Origin of the sequence: Thauera sp. JM12B12 (assembly GCF_039614725.1) — a bacterium.
Taxonomy (GTDB): domain Bacteria; phylum Pseudomonadota; class Gammaproteobacteria; order Burkholderiales; family Rhodocyclaceae; genus Thauera.
On record NZ_CP154859.1, the window covers coordinates 2,119,822 to 2,134,370 of the forward strand.

The 14,549-nt window shown below is 61.2% G+C and carries 6 protein-coding genes; all 6 read right to left on the reverse strand.

All coding sequences use genetic code 11. From position 1 onward, the window contains the following. Positions 1-2: 2 nt before the first annotated feature. Complete coding sequence (locus AAG895_RS09505; RefSeq protein WP_281054840.1) at positions 3-128, reverse strand: hypothetical protein; 126 nt, start codon at positions 126-128, stop codon at positions 3-5. 140 nt (positions 129-268) lie between these two features. Beyond that, positions 269-5,692 carry a hypothetical protein gene (locus AAG895_RS09510; RefSeq protein WP_345791780.1) on the reverse strand — a complete coding sequence of 1,808 codons (5,424 nt, stop codon included), beginning with the start codon at positions 5,690-5,692 and terminating at the stop codon, positions 269-271. Further along, on the reverse strand, positions 5,685-9,245 hold the full coding sequence (gene pglX, locus AAG895_RS09515) for a BREX-1 system adenine-specific DNA-methyltransferase PglX (protein WP_345791781.1): 3,561 nt from the start codon (positions 9,243-9,245) through the stop codon (positions 5,685-5,687). Before pglX ends, AAG895_RS09510 begins: the two co-directional genes overlap by 8 nt. Before the next feature lie 3 nt (positions 9,246-9,248). After that, positions 9,249-10,238 carry a nucleotidyl transferase AbiEii/AbiGii toxin family protein gene (locus AAG895_RS09520; RefSeq protein WP_345791782.1) on the reverse strand — a complete coding sequence of 330 codons (990 nt, stop codon included), beginning with the start codon at positions 10,236-10,238 and terminating at the stop codon, positions 9,249-9,251. Beyond that, entirely contained in the window at positions 10,225-10,842 is a 618-nt protein-coding gene (locus tag AAG895_RS09525; protein ID WP_345791783.1) for a hypothetical protein, read from the reverse strand. Before AAG895_RS09525 ends, AAG895_RS09520 begins: the two co-directional genes overlap by 14 nt. Before the next feature lie 53 nt (positions 10,843-10,895). Next, positions 10,896-14,507, reverse strand: coding sequence for a BREX system P-loop protein BrxC (brxC, locus tag AAG895_RS09530; protein WP_345791784.1), 3,612 nt, complete (start codon positions 14,505-14,507; stop codon positions 10,896-10,898). Positions 14,508-14,549 lie beyond the last annotated feature (42 nt).

Here is a 14,549-nt window from a genome sequence, read left to right on the forward strand (position 1 = left end):
CGTCAACCAAACAACCCAGCCAGTGCGACCAACAAGAGGAGCGACGCGATGAAGCCAAGCCCACTCAGGATCACCTTCAGCGTCAACGTCGCACCGTCTCTGATGCCGCTACGGATGGTGGCGAACAAGAAAATCATCCCGATTAGAATCAGGAAAAAAAGAATGAACCTCATCCTGAAAACATCCCATAAAAGGAAACCCAGCCCGGTTTCTCAGAAGCTGCGATCACTCCATCCACAAGGCACGACTGCCGATTGCCCGCAACGCTCTAATTCCAAACCGCGAACTCATAAGTAACGCTTCCTCGCCCGATCGCCCGCAGCTTTTTCTCCCCCTCGCGGGAAAACGGGTTCGGTAGCAGCGTCACCGCAAGTCGCTTAGGATCGAGGACATTAGAGATGTAGAGAATCCGGTACTTATTGTCCTGATCTGCACGGTATCTCAGTGCCGCACCGATTTCCGTTGGCCCCATCTCAAAGACGTGCGCATCGCCCGTACTTGCCTTCACCTCGTAGTAATAGGTTGTGCTCTTGAGCTGCACCTTGAAATCGAAGCCCAGGATGTCGTCGCCCTTGTTTGTCCCAAGCACGCGATCCCGATAGCCAGAAACCCAGCATTCGTCACTGAGTTCAAGTTGGTGACGGTTTCGGTGGTGAGCCTTTATCCACTCACGGGCAGCCAGCTCGCCGATGAGGCCAACGGCCACCTTTTGTTCATCAGACAGAGAGGACTCGGCCGGCCGCGCCCTGCGAGCTGAAGTCCCAGCACCTGACATCCCTCCGCTCCCCACCGGCTTATGGATGTCGCTCAACTTGACGTTCGCACTCGCTGTGTCGTTCAACGATGTGACTCCCCTCAGCCCCTGCGACACCACATCAACCAAGCTCCCAAAGTCCGCCTCGAGGGCAGATAGGTCCGTGCCGTCAAACTGAATCAGCAACCTACGACGCTTTCGCTCCTCTCGCTCTTCAGCCAAAGTCTGCTGGATATCGCGAACTTGAGACTCGGACACTCCCCAGTCCTCAAGAAGCGGGCTGACCGGTTTGCCAAGCGGCCAAAGCCCTTCCTCACCAAGCCAAGCCGCAATCTCTTTGTCATCAAGCGGGCGAAAGTCACCCCATCCGTTCTTGTAGGCGCTGCTCTGGCATTCGTCGACGCTGCTTGCCCCTTCAACCCACGTGCTGCGCAAACGAGTCGTTACCTCTGGCGCACCGGACATGATCCAAGCAGTCAGCACCCTCGAATGTCTTCCTACGAAATCCCGGATCCGCGCAGCATTCTCCCTGCGAACGTGCTTCAGGGGTAGCGCGTAAGTCTCGACGGGACATTCAACCTCGTGATCTTCGAACCATTTCTCAACGCATCCCTGCATGACCCCCGTTGGCAAATCCTCGTACTTCTCGAACCAATCCTCATCGGGTTCAATCGCCTGCACCGAGTCTCGCAAGGAAACGTAGTCGGACATCCCCTCGCGTTGTTCGAATGCCTGAGCAAAGGCCGCCCTCAAACGCTCCTCGAGTGCCTCCGCATGCTGGCTCAAGAAGGCGGCAAACTGCCTGCGATTCGCAGCTTCGCATCGGATCGGTTTGAAGACGCCCGGCATGGATCGAACCGCTTCATTCAACTGCGCAAGGCTCAGTCCGAACGTATCCTTGAGGTCTTGCAGATTCGTCACGGTACTCAAGCGCTCCAGAATCTCGTGCGAAGACAGCGCAAGCGCCTCACCAAGGCAGCCGAGCACTTCCTGAACATCCGTTTCGGCAGGATCCTCCACTCGCATGAGTTGTGAGAGCTTCTCGCGCTCCAATGGGCGCTCAAGTGCGCAAGCCAGAACGAGGGCGAACCTCACCTGGCTGGAGAGATCCGCACGCGCGTAACGACGGGTTTGGGCAAGGTCTTCAACGGTCGTGCCGAGAGCCTCGGCAATGTCATGCTCACTTGGGCTTTGAGCATCGAGACCATGAACACGCTGCTCAAGCCTCAGGAAAGCAGCCTCCAGGCCATTGGCGAGTCGTCGCTCCTCCAACCCGACCGCAAGTTGCTCTGAGAGGCCGGCCAGCAGACTCACATCAGGCATATCCAAGGCCGTCTGCGCAACCAATACCGTGCAATCCCCCAAGCGGGCGACCACTCCTCCTCTCAGGGATGCAGGAAGATCACGGACATTTGACGTCATCCCGATTTGTACCCGACGCCCCGTCAAGAAACGCAGACTTGAGGCCGAGCGGCGGATCCTGGCGAGGTTCTTCTGGGTGCTCGAAAAGAAGACACCTCCCTTGTGCTCCGCCGCACACACGATGAAGTCGACGATCCAGCTCCCGAAGACCTCGGACAGATACGGAGGATCGCCGAGCGCCTCGACCTTGAAGCCATCAACCAGCACCGACAAAGGTTCGTCCGAAATCCGCTTGAATCGGTGGGGAGCCAACTTGTCGAGCAGGGCCTCAGTCTCGCTCATAGCATCAAGGCCATAATCGAAATAAGGAATCGCTAGCTCATCAAGCAGTTGACGCTTGGCCGGACTCTCCTCATCGAAAAGGTATGCGGTCACCGAGCCGTCATCGTTCCCGACAGCCTTAGCACCCGCATCGAGCGCTCTCACTTCACCTCCGACCACAACCGGAATACTTGAAAGCACGAGCCCGTCACTATCCGTGACAGCCTCAGACCAGAGCGCGCTGAACAACTCCCTAAAGCGCTTGACATCCTTGGGGTCGGAGATCCTTTGCCGTGCAGCTTCGGCGTAGGCTGAAATCGCCTTACGCACATCACCTGGCTCATTGAGAACAACAAGCCCAGTCAACGTCCTGAGTCGTTCGGACACCAAGTCGTCAAGCTCTCTGGCGACCTCTGAAGCGACGAGCTCAATGAATCTAGGAGCTGTCTCTTCGTCAGTCTTGAAAAAGCGCGCCTCACGCGGCGGGACAAACTCGCAGACAGGGGAGCCTGCACGTCGCACTGGCATCCATGGCATTTCCTCGAAGAAAATCCTGAGCGGCGTTTTCCAGACAGAATTTGGCGCCCACTCAGCCCCTCTCCCCGGACGTGAAAGACGCCCTTCGAGATGTTCCTTGCCCAGATGGGGGAGCATGCGCGCAACCTGCCTCGCATACTCTACGCGCTGCTCGGTCGATAATCTCTGAAGGTCAAACTGACCCGGCACTCGCCATAGCGCTATCTGCACCCGATACAGCACCGTTCCATGAGGGGTGCTCTTCGCTGCGGCCTCCAGCGATGGACGCCAACTTTGCAGAGTGTCCTCACGCACGTACTTTGCGGCGGCATTCACTATCTTCTGCGGCAGGCCCCACGGACGGTCCTCGCAGGTAATCTCGTTGTCGCCGCCCACTGGTCGCAAGCAATCTCGAACGCCTGTTTCCGACAGAAAACAAGTCCACTCCTCGGCGGATCCAACATCAGCAAGAGACCAGTCCTTGTACCCGGGCAGCAAGTTCTCGCGTGCTTCAGACAAATCAGGCAAGTCGGCACCAGCGCCATTCAGGAAAGTCTCCAGACGCTTTGCATTGGGCGCACTCCACCCAGTCGAAAACATCGCGTCACGTGCGCTCGTCCAACCTCCCCTCGTCGGCACAAAGAAATTGGAGTCCCGGGTCTCCTTACCCGAGGACCCGCGACCACTCGACCAGAGCCTGAAGGCCCACTCAAGCGCCTGCATTCGCGTCATGTCACCAGTTCGCGACCTGGTCACGCCTGCCAGCGTGCGCAAGACATCACGTGTGTCGTACTCGCGCACAAGCTTGCCCTCGAGGAGGAAGGCGCGAGCCGGGCGATAACCGCCGTCGTCCTTCATCCAGGGCACATCACGGCTTAGCAGGGCGAATCCGTCGCGCAAGCTCTTAGGGAACGCTTCGAGCGGTAGCGACTTCCTCGTTTCTGCATCATCCGAGTCCGCATCCACCGACAGCACCGGTGGGAAATACACATCGGCCGAGCGCCTTCGCCCCGTTGCCGAATCGGCCGGTTGGCTGGCAATCAACTCGCCATTCACCCCAAGCAAGAAGCGTTTTCCAAACAACGCTTCGGGCGTCTTCCGGAGGTGAAGCGCCGCCTCGTCATACAATCCGGCCCATCGCTCGGGGGGAGCCTTGCCCGCGTGCATCTCGCTGGCAATCTGTTCGACCCAAGTCGCGATCACCTCCGGCGACGGTTTGAACGAACAGTCGTAGCCACCAAGGAAGGTCTCGACTGCCTTGCGTCGATCGTCTGAAAGCGAATCAAGAAGAAGCCGCGCACCACAAACAGTCGAAACTTTCTGGGGCGAGATGCAAGCCTCTGCAGGCTGCTCCCAAACCAGGGTCTCGATCGCTTTCGCCCAATTCCATGCGCCGCCTCCCGCAATCACGGGAAGCAGCTTTCGCGAGCGGAAGTCGCTTCCACCACTTTCGAGTGCCCGACGAATTTCGTCTGAGTAGCGTCCGCTCCAGCACAGCAGATCGATGACCACTCCTGGAGACTCCTCCCCGTTCTGAGTGATCGCAAACTCGATTACCCGCGCACTCACCCGGGCAGCAACCGACATGAAATATCGGTTTAGATGGATCTCGTCGCTCACGCGACTGCGATCCATCTTCGTGTAGAAATTCGCGTTCACGAAGCCAGCAAAGGGGGCTCGGCCTTCATCCCCAAGCGGCAGGAAGCAATAAAGCAGTCCCTTTTCAACGCGCGCCCCGATCCTGACAGCTACGCTGACTCGCGCTGCGCCGCGCCACTTTCTCCACGACTCGGGAATTTGCTTCAGCGCGAGGCTCTTCTCGAGCTCAACAAGGAAGTCACCTTCGGGGACTTCCTGCGTCCCGATGCAATAGATCTCATCGCCCACACGCACACGCTCAACGCGCGTACCGCAAGGCAGATCCCACCGACTTTCACTCCTCCGCAGCAACTCGAGACTCCGCCCGTCCCCGCCCTCGATCGCAATCCGATGAACTCTGTCGAGAAACAGGTGCAAGGGACGTGGGTGCGAACACAGCACGCCGAGTTGCGCCTCCACGGAGCGGCGGGCCTCGGGGGAGTCGAGCGGCATCCGGACAACCGTCGCGAAACGCTCCCTTGCAAAGCGCCCAACCAGCCCAGGCCGATCTTGCGCATACACCGGCAGGTGCCAGAACGGCATCCGCTGGACGATCTCGCTCGCCAGCCCAACATCCTGTCCCGGGGGGAGGAAGCGCCGAATATCCGGTTCCCTTGCGAAGCGAAAGCAATACCCGTCAAACGTCCCGCTACCGCCGGCCCCACGTACAGAGTAGATCTCGGGCCAGCTGCAGATCTGCAGCACGCTGCGAAAGCCGAGGCCCTTGTTTCCGATGCCCTCGTTGACCGGCTTGCTGCTCTGCGCGATGTTCGTGATCGCCTCGAGGTTCGGTTTCGTGAAACCGTTACCCCGATTGGCAACATAGAGGCAGCCGTGATCACACTCGTCGGGCGCGAATGCCAGCACGACCTCACCATCGGCCCGCGCCGCCTCATGCGCATCGTGGGCGTTCTGGATCAGCTCGACCAGAAATCGATCGCCGTAGTCGTCAGAAACGCTCTGCGACAGGTTGCGAGCACCATCGTAGATGTGCGTTTTCCCACGCGCCGAGAGGTAGGCCTCAACCTCCCCACGGGTCTTGGTCTCGATGTCATCACGCGCAGAGTGCTTCGCGGCCACGGGCACAGCCAGGTCAGTCATCGCCCGCCCCACCCGTGACCGCCTTCACCTCCGCCAGCAGATCCCCGAACTTGCCGTAGTTCACCTTCACCCCGTCATCCAGGTCGAGGTTGATGCGCATGTCGGCGTAGTGGCGGAGCTTTTCGTCGTAGGCGAGGAGTTCGACGTGTTTCTTGCGCAGTTTCTCAATCTGTTTGTTGAGCTTGTTGCGCGCGGCGGTGCTGGGGGCGGCAGCAGCGTCTTTTTCCAGCATGTCGATGCGGGCCTGCATCTTGCCGGTGAGAGGCACGACGTATTCGGCACGCAGGCGGGCGAGCGTGCCTTCGTGGTAGCGGTGCAGGTAGACCAGCGCCTGGAAGGCGCCCTGTTTGCCGCTGGAGAACAGCCAGTAGATGGGGCGCTTCTTGTAGGTCTGCAGGTGGTCCTTGAAGAACTTGTCGGCCAGGTAGCGGCGGATGGTCTCGTCCGGCGTCTCGTTGGCCTTGGTGCCCAGGCTCTCGGCGAGCCAGGCCATGTTCTCGTCCAGCGTGTCGGCGCCCCACACGGCGCGCAGGAACTCGCGCACGCGATTGGCGGCGTCGTCCTCGAACCAGAGTTCGTCGGTGATCGGCACGATGCCGTCGGCGTCGGCCGGCAAGGTCTTGTAGCGGGTCGCGTCGAAGCCGACGTTGCCAGCGTGGGCGTAGATCAGGCCGGGTTCGTCGAGGCTGTAGCGGCCCATCATGCAGCCGATGGCGTAGGAGATGAGGCGCTGGGAGTCTTTTTCACGGCCGGGGCGGGTCAGGGTGATTTGGTCTTCGGGGACTTCGGGGGAGAGTTCGTTGTGGAGACCGTAGGCGTCGATGAATAGGCGGTTGTTTTCTTCCTCCAGACCGCGCAGACCCGCTATCTCAGCTATCACTGATTCCGCCCAAGCATTCCAAGAACCGGGAAGGGAAACTTCTTCGCCCACCAAGAATGGCACGCACTGAAAATCCCATGAAGTCTCATAGCTATCCCATTGGCGCTTTGAAATTTCTATTGCGCTTTTCGCATTACGGGCAATTTTTTTATTTCCCGAAATTTTCGTTGGAACAAGTTTTAGCGGTCCTTCGTGGTAATCCAACGTAGGGCTCAAACAAAGCAAAAAATGATCAATGAGCTTCGAATTAAATAGCGCTAAAATTTCGAACAGATTTTCATTTTTTTTGGGGAAACACATCGCCCCTTTTGTCTCAAAAACTGAACCTTTCGGACTCCATCTCATTGAGAAGCCCCCGGAGGAGAGACTTGACCATGTTGCCCCTTCTTTGAAATAGAATTCTCTATTAATGACACGCCCGTTTGACTTGACATTTACGCCAGGCGTATTGTCAATATATTCACATATTGCCTTTCCATTATTCTCAAAATTAATGACGTATTCGTTGTTACCATACCAACGCCTAAACCCTCCTCCCTTGTTGAGTGGGAACCATTTAAGACCAGAACCAAAAGCATCATCCTGCGATTCAAAACCAAACCCAACCTTATTGAAACAAACCTCGTACCAATACCGGATAAACAACGAATTATTTGTCGTAGCCAAACCCTGCTTAGTCTGAGCAATATCTCCGAGCTTCGGGGTGCTCGAGAATACGTGTCTCAAGACTTTGCTTGCCCAATACGCCACCGGACTCCCCGGAATCTTCTTGAAATCATCCGGCTTAACGGCTTTCAGTCGCTCGCTCTGAACAGGGAACTGCTTTGGCTTTCCACTCTCCGCAATGTCCTCGTTTTCGCAATACGAGAAGCTGCCCGCGTAATTAGGTACATGGTCACACAGCATCACCGTTGCAGCCGTACCAAACGCAATGCCCATTACCCCGTTGCCCATATGCACCATGGACGTTAGGGTGCGCTGCATCAGCAACTTCTCCCGCATGGCTTCATACGACGACAAGAACATCCAACTCTGCATCGTCACCATGCTATTGAAGCCATTGGGTTTGCACCAAGCAAACCCCCGCTCGATGAACATGGCAAACAGGTCTGCCTTGCTGTCGGGGAAGGTGGCCCTGGCGAACTCCTTCAACGGCGCATTCATCCCCTTCCCGCCCATATACGGCGGATTCGCCACCACCGCATCGAACTTCCGCCCAAGCACCTGTGCCTGCTCCGCCAGCGGCACCAAATCCTGCGCCGCCGCTTGCGCATATAAGTCCCCGGTCTCGTTCGCCCTCGCCAGCGCCTCCGCCAGCGCCGGCAGTTGGGCATTCAGCGCGTCCGGAATCTGGATCAGCGAGCCAAAGGTCTTGGCGTGTTCGAAGGTGTCGAGCAGCGCCTTGACGGTGGCGCGCTGGACGCCGAGGGGCGCGAGATGGTTGGCGAGTTCGTCCAGGTCCAGCCCCTTGCTCTCCTGCAGGCTCAGCACGTTGAGTCGGGGTGGATCGTTGAACAGGCGGCGGTCGTCGGCGCGGGCTTTCATCAGCAAGGCGAAGCCGGCGAGCTGCGCGGCGCGGTCGTCGATGTCGAGGCCGTAGAGGTTCTTCTCCAGAATCAGGCGCGGAATGTCGCGCAGGCGGTAGCCACGTTCCAGGTAGATACCTTTGAGCAGTGCGTAGGCTTCGACCAGGATGTGGCCGGAGCCGCAGGCGGGGTCGAGCACGGTGATGGATTCGGGATTGAGGCTGCCGCCGTCCTCGGCCATGCGGGCATGGATGAGGGCGTCAAGCTGGGCGTTGACCTCGGTGGTCTGCTCGGCGGGCTCGATGTAGTACGGCCATTGGCTCTTGAGCGTGCTCGTTGGGTTGGCCATCAGCCACAGGCGGCCGGCGCTGTTCTGCACCAGGTACTGGACGATCCAGTTGGGGGTGAAGAGCTGGGTGGCGGCGGGGATGTCCTCGCTCTTGACCACCTTGCCGATGACCTGGTCCTTCTTCTCGCTGATGTAGAACTGGTAGAGCCAGCCGATGATCTCCACCTGCGCCCAGTCTTCTTCCGCAATCTCGGCAACCAGCCTGGCGATCACCGAGTCGGTGCGCAGCAGGTTGTCGGGTAGCAGCAGCTCGGTTTCGTCGTCAATGCGCTCGAAGAGAAAGGGTATGGCGGCGGAAAGCGCGTTGCACTGGGCGACCAGCAGCAGACGGTAGAGCTCGCCGTCCTTGTTGCCGGCGAGCTTGAGCTCGGCGATGTGGGCGGCATCCAGACCGGGCAGTTCGCGGCTGGCGGCGAGGTCCGCCGCGTGGGCGAGGATGTCCGGCAGGCCGCCGGCGGTGGCGCTGGAGAGCACGCGGTGGCCGTGGCCGAGATAGTCGTGCAGCTCCATGAAGCGCAGCGCTGCGAAGCGGTTGAACCAGGTGTAGGCCACCGCCTCCATGGTGTAGGCAAACCCGTCGCGCTGGATGCGGCGCACCAGGCGCTCGCGCTGCTGGGCCACGCGGGCCGGCCATTCGCGCCCGGCGATCAGCACCACATCGCCCCGGCGCTCGGCCGGCAGCGCTTCGAACTTGCCGGCGGATTCGGACAGGCCGAGCAGGTTGGCGCGCTGGGTGACGGCGGCGATGAAGTCCTTGCGGGCCTGGGGGGCGTAGGTTTTGAGTTTGGCTTTGTTCATGGCTCAGAGACGGTCGATGTGTTCGGCGATGCGCGCCAGGATGGCGGCGAACGGCACCTGGCCGGCGTAGTACAGGCCGGCGGTTTCCTCGTACTTGCGCTGGTAGCGCTCGCGCACGGCGGGGTCGCTCAGGGTGAAGGCGGGGTTGCGGGCGATGTTCAGTTCGTCACCGCCCCGGAAACGTTGCCGCTTGCGCGCCTCGTAGTCCGGCGTGCCGATGAAGGCCAGCACCTCGGGGTGGGCGAGCAGGCAATGCAGGTCGTAGTAGTGACGCAGGAAGTTCTTCGGAAACGGGGCGGCCGGATCAGCCGCCTGCTGCAGGCGGAACTTGGTGGACACCGTCTGCAGCTTTTCGACGAAGGTGTAGGCCGGGCTGTAGCACGGCACGTCCACGGCCCGGTTGTCGATCACCTGCACCGGGCTGGCCAGCGCGGCGTCGAGCGCCCATGAGCTGATCAGGCAGGGGGTGTTGGGCGCGGTGTCGTCGAAGCCGACCTCGAGCAGGATGCCTTCCTTGATGCCGGGGAGGTAGTCGGTGCGCACCGGGTAATGCAGGCGGATGCCGGCGCCCCGGTATTTGGGGTCGTCGTATTCGGTGTCGCGCTCGACCGACTCGAAGCCGGGCAGCGGGCGGGTGCGGATCTGCGCCGCCAGCCAGTCGAAATACTGCCGGCGCGTTTCGATGTGTGCGGGTTTGTCCTGGTTCTTGCCGGCCTTCACCTGCTGTTCGGCAGGCGGCTCGATACGCAGATCGATGTCTTCGGAGAAGCGCTGGATGATGCCGAAGCCCTTCGAGAGCGAGGTGCCGCCCTTGAGCTGAAACTGCCAACCCTGCTGCTGCAGGACCCAGAGGCCGTGCATGAGCCAGTAGTCTTTCTCGATGAGGTAGGTGGCGATGCCGGTTTGCTGCGCGAGCTGGCGCAGCAGATCCACGAAGTTGGGGTGATCGTGCAGGAAGCCCGGGGCGGGCATTGCCGCGTCAGGCCTGGGCATCGTGCTCGCTCATCCATGGGCGAAACAGGCGGCGCGTGCGGGCCGAGCCGTAGTCACGCAGCGCCTGCTCCAGGCGTGCGGCATCGAAGGTGTCGAGCTTGCGATACACGGCATCGAGCAGCGTTTCCGGGTCTTCGGCGAGCTGTTCGAGGTTGTTGAGCATGTCGACCAGCAGGTATTCGCGGCTGACCTGATCGCGCGCAGGGAAACGCGGCTTGTCGCGAAAATCGAACTCGAACCCGGCGAGCGTGAAGAGGCCGTGGCGCTTGTGGTTGTACACCACGTTGCGCCGATAGAGCTGGGTGGTGCCCAGGCCGAGGCTGTTGTAGACGCTGGGGTTGAAGAGCAGGAAATGGTCGTCATCGAGGAAGCTGCGGACCAGCTCCTCCTCGCTGGGCGGCGCTTCGCCGAAGGGGGTGTGCCGAGGCACGTAGTACAGCCCCTGCGCCACCCGGCGCACCAGCCCGGCCTTGAGCGCCCTGCCCAGCTCGCGGTCGACACTGGGCAGAGAGGCAGCCAGATCCTTGCGGCGGAAGACCTTGCCGGCATGCAGCCGGGCACCCTGCCCCAGGCGGGAGAGGTCGGCAGAGACGGTGGCGGGCATTGTCAGAATCCTCGTTGACGTTTCATGCAGTATGCCATGGTCGATGAATCGACTTATTGCAGCCGAGCACGTCCGCCGCTTTGGATGACGGCGAGCAATTCGGCCTTTAGCTTGGCGAGGTAGGCGTCGATGTCCGCTTCGGTTTCCAGATAGGTCTTGGGGCTGAAGTCGGCCGCGCGGACCGGTTTGGTCGGCTTGGGCGCAACGACCGGGCCGCTTGTCTTGGTGGCAGCGGTCGTGCTGCCCTTTTCGGCGGCCGTGGTCGGGGGGGCCTTGGGCGTGGCGGACTCGATCATGGTCATCGCCGCATCCAGCGCATCGCCCGCCCGCTCCTGGCTGTAGAAGATCATCGGGATGCTGGTGAGGCCAGCGACCTTGGTCTTGAGCTCCTGTAGCTTGAGCAGCGCGCGGTTGCGCAGGCCGTCCGAGGCTTGTGCGGCGTCGAGCGCCTTTTCCACTTCGGCGATCTTGGCGTCGATGGAGAGCAACGCATGCTCGCGCTTGCTCTGGGCGAGGGCCTCGTTGACCGTGTCGACCGTGGTGATGAGCGGCTCGATCTGGCTGACGGCACCCCAAGGGTTCGGGTTGTCGCGGATGCCTTCGAGGTTGGAAAGTGCCACGGCGGCCTTGAGGTCCTTGTCGAGGGCTTCGCGGTTGGGCTCGAAGCGCTCCAGAGCCTCGAGCAGCCGGCGCCAGGTGTTGATCTGGGTCTTGTAGAAGCTGATGACGTCGTGGATGTCGTCGGACAGGTCCAGCCAGTCGTCCTTGCCCTTGACGAAGGCGTCGATGAACTCATAGCTGTCGGCCACCCCGAGCTGCTTGCCGATGGCGGCGATCGCACTGTCGATGACGGCCTTACCGGGGTGATGCGGCGTGGCGGCGACGTGCGCGTAGCCCTTGAGGTCGGCCTGCAGCGCGGCCAGGCGCTCGCGGGTGGCGGCGACCAGGCCGTCCTCGGCCTCGGGCGGCATCTCGGCGAAGAGGTCGCGGTGCAGCTCGCGCGCGCGCTTGATGCTGGCGGCGTCGGCCACCTTGCGCTTGAGGATGGACACGTGCTTGAAGCGGGCCGACTTGGTGAGCGGCTCGATGGCGGCCTTGGGTTCGAGGTCGGCGCTGTCCATCATCAGCTTGATCTCGCCGGCCATGAAGAGGCGCGCCACCAGCAGGACAACCTCCCAGTCGGGCTTCCAACCCCAGGGGATGCCGGTGAAGCGGTTGACCACCTCGTCCAGGATCACCCGGGTGTTGCTGGCCTTGATCTGGAGAAAATCGCGCAGCTCGACGAGCGCGAGCGGGTTGCCCTCCTCGCCCCCGAGCGCGAGCTTGCGCTGGGCGGTGTCGTCGGCGAGCAGGACGGCCTTGATCTCGGCGATGGGGTCGGCATTGCGGTGCTTGAGGTAGCCGAGCTTGTTATAGGTGTTGGTGATGAGGTAGTTGCCCAGCTCGTCGAGCAGGCTGCCGGGGTTGGATGCCTTGAGCTCGACGCGCTGACCGAGGGCATAAAAGTCACCCTGCAGCATCATGGTGGCGAGCTGCTCGCGCAGGCGGGCGCGGCGCTCGCGGTTTTCGTCCTTGCGGTTGATGAGGATGTTGCGCAGCGAAGGCGTGGCGTTGCTGGCCTTGGGGCTGTCGATGTACTTCTCGATCTGGCGGTAGAGGGTGAGCTCGATGTCGAAGCGCTCGCCCTCAGAGAGGCGGATCAGCGCCCGGCCATTGCCTTCGCTGCTGCGCAGGACGGCGCGGGCGTCGTTGAGTGCGTCCCAGTCATCCCCTAGTGGCGAGACGACCTCGACGCTGAGTTCGTGGCTGGCGTTCTTGTACGGGGCGCCGTCGAGCAGGCGGTTGATGTCGTAGTCGCCCTTGGTGTCGCGGTGGCGGATGCGGGTGCTGCCCTGCAGGATGTCGTCGAACAGCAGCTCGCACAGCAGGCGGGCCTTCTCGGACGAGGACACCTCGACGTTGCCGATCTCGCGTGCGACATCGCGCTCTTCGTTGGTGAGGAAGAACCACAGGTCGCCATTGCGACTGACCAGGCGCTGCTGCTCGAGCCGGCCGAGGCTCTCCTGGATCTGGCGCTTGAGGGCGAGCTTGTCGGTGTCAATGCGATCGACACAGAGCGTGGCGAGGTTGTCGACGTTGGGTTTGACGATGTCGGCGATGTAGCGGATCAGGAACAGGGCCTTGAGCAGCAACACGTCGAAGGCTTCGAGCGCGCCGTTGTTGGGCGCCTCGTCAATGGAGCGCTTGGCGACGGTGTCGATGAAGCTCTCGATCGACGGGTAGAAGTCGTACAGCGGGATGAGCAGGCCGACGTCCCGATCCATGTTGCGCACGGTGGCGGACTGGAAGGCGTCGAGCAGCGAGCGCTCGCCACGCGACAGGTGCTTGCCGGTGGCGCCGACCTTGCGGATGGACTCAAAGATCTTCTGCAGCAGGGTGAACTGGTAGGGGGCGTAGGGATAGACGCTGACGAACTCGGCGGCGTCCTTGTAGCCGCGCAGGTTCACCGAGTTGCCGACGAAGGCGAGCTGGTTGTTGATGATGTCGCCGGACTTCTCGAAGGTGTCGCGCAGCGCATCGTGCGCGCCCTCGCGCTTGGCGAGCAGGCGCTCGCCGATGACTTCGTCGGTGTTGGAGCTGGCGAGCGACAGCCGGGTGTGAAAACGCCCCTGGATCTTGGAGAAGTCCTGCGACTTGGCCTTGTTGGCCTCGCCGAGCGCAGCGTCGATGTCTTCCTGGCTGGTGACGATGACCCACGCCCTACCCTGCGTGGCGGTACCGAGCTGCTCGGTGATCGTCTGCAGGTTGAGCATCAGCTTGGTGTTGTCGCCGATGAACTGACCGACCTCGTCCACCAGGAAGATAAGGCGGTGGCCGGCAGGCCGGGTCTCGAGGTAGGTGTTCACCAGCCTGGCGAAGGATTCGATGTTGATGCGGTACTCGTCGCGCGAGCGGTCGAACCACTGACCGGCGGACTCCTCGCTTTGTTTGAGCGCGACCGCGAGCGCGCGTACGACGTCGTCGCGCAGGAAGTCGACCGCATCGCGCTCGGCCTCCCAGGTGGAGCCGTTGCTTTCGGCAAAGGCCGCACGGAAGGCGTCATACGCGCCCTTCTCCACCAGGTAGCGCTCCATGTGGGCGATGTGCGGCGCATCGGCGCTGAAGCCGAGCTTCTCGTTGAACACGCGCAGGAACACCTGGAGGATGACGTCGCGCTCGTCCTTGCTGTCGGCCTTGGCGTCGATGTTGAAGAGCACCACGTCGGCACTGCCGCGCACCGCGCGCTGGATGTCGGCGAGCAGCATCGAATCCTTGATCTTGTGCTCGTCGAAGAAGGCAGCGGCGCGTTTCTTCTCCCCGGTGGCGGGGTTGGTGGCTTCGAGGTTTTCGAGCAGGTAAGACAGGATCTTGATGAAATGCGACTTACCCGAGCCGAAGAAGCCCGACACCCAGACACCCATGCGCGCGGCAAGCACCGGGTCGTTGGGATTGTCGGCCGCTGCCAGGTAGGCGTCGAAGAAGCGGCGGAAGTATTCGGTGAGCTGCTTGGTGACGACGTACTCGTCGAGCTCCTGCCAGACGCTCTCGGCGTCCTTCTGGTCGGCCTTGATCACCCCGTTTATAGGGCGGTTGATGGGCTTGGTGAAAAGGTCGCCGATCTTCATTTCTTGTTGTCCGTGATCAATCGAAAAGGTCAAAGCGCAAAG

Bases quoted from the DNA above. Each gene is read 5' to 3' on its own strand.
- pglX (WP_345791781.1), bottom strand. From the start codon at position 9,245: ATGAACAAAGCCAAACTCAAAACCTACGCCCCCCAGGCCCGCAAGGAC.
- brxC (WP_345791784.1), bottom strand. From the start codon at position 14,507: ATGAAGATCGGCGACCTTTTCACCAAGCCCATCAACCGCCCTATAAAC.
- AAG895_RS09525 (WP_345791783.1), bottom strand. From the start codon at position 10,842: ATGCCCGCCACCGTCTCTGCCGACCTCTCCCGCCTGGGGCAGGGTGCC.
- AAG895_RS09510 (WP_345791780.1), bottom strand. From the start codon at position 5,692: ATGACTGACCTGGCTGTGCCCGTGGCCGCGAAGCACTCTGCGCGTGAT.
- AAG895_RS09520 (WP_345791782.1), bottom strand. From the start codon at position 10,238: ATGCCCAGGCCTGACGCGGCAATGCCCGCCCCGGGCTTCCTGCACGAT.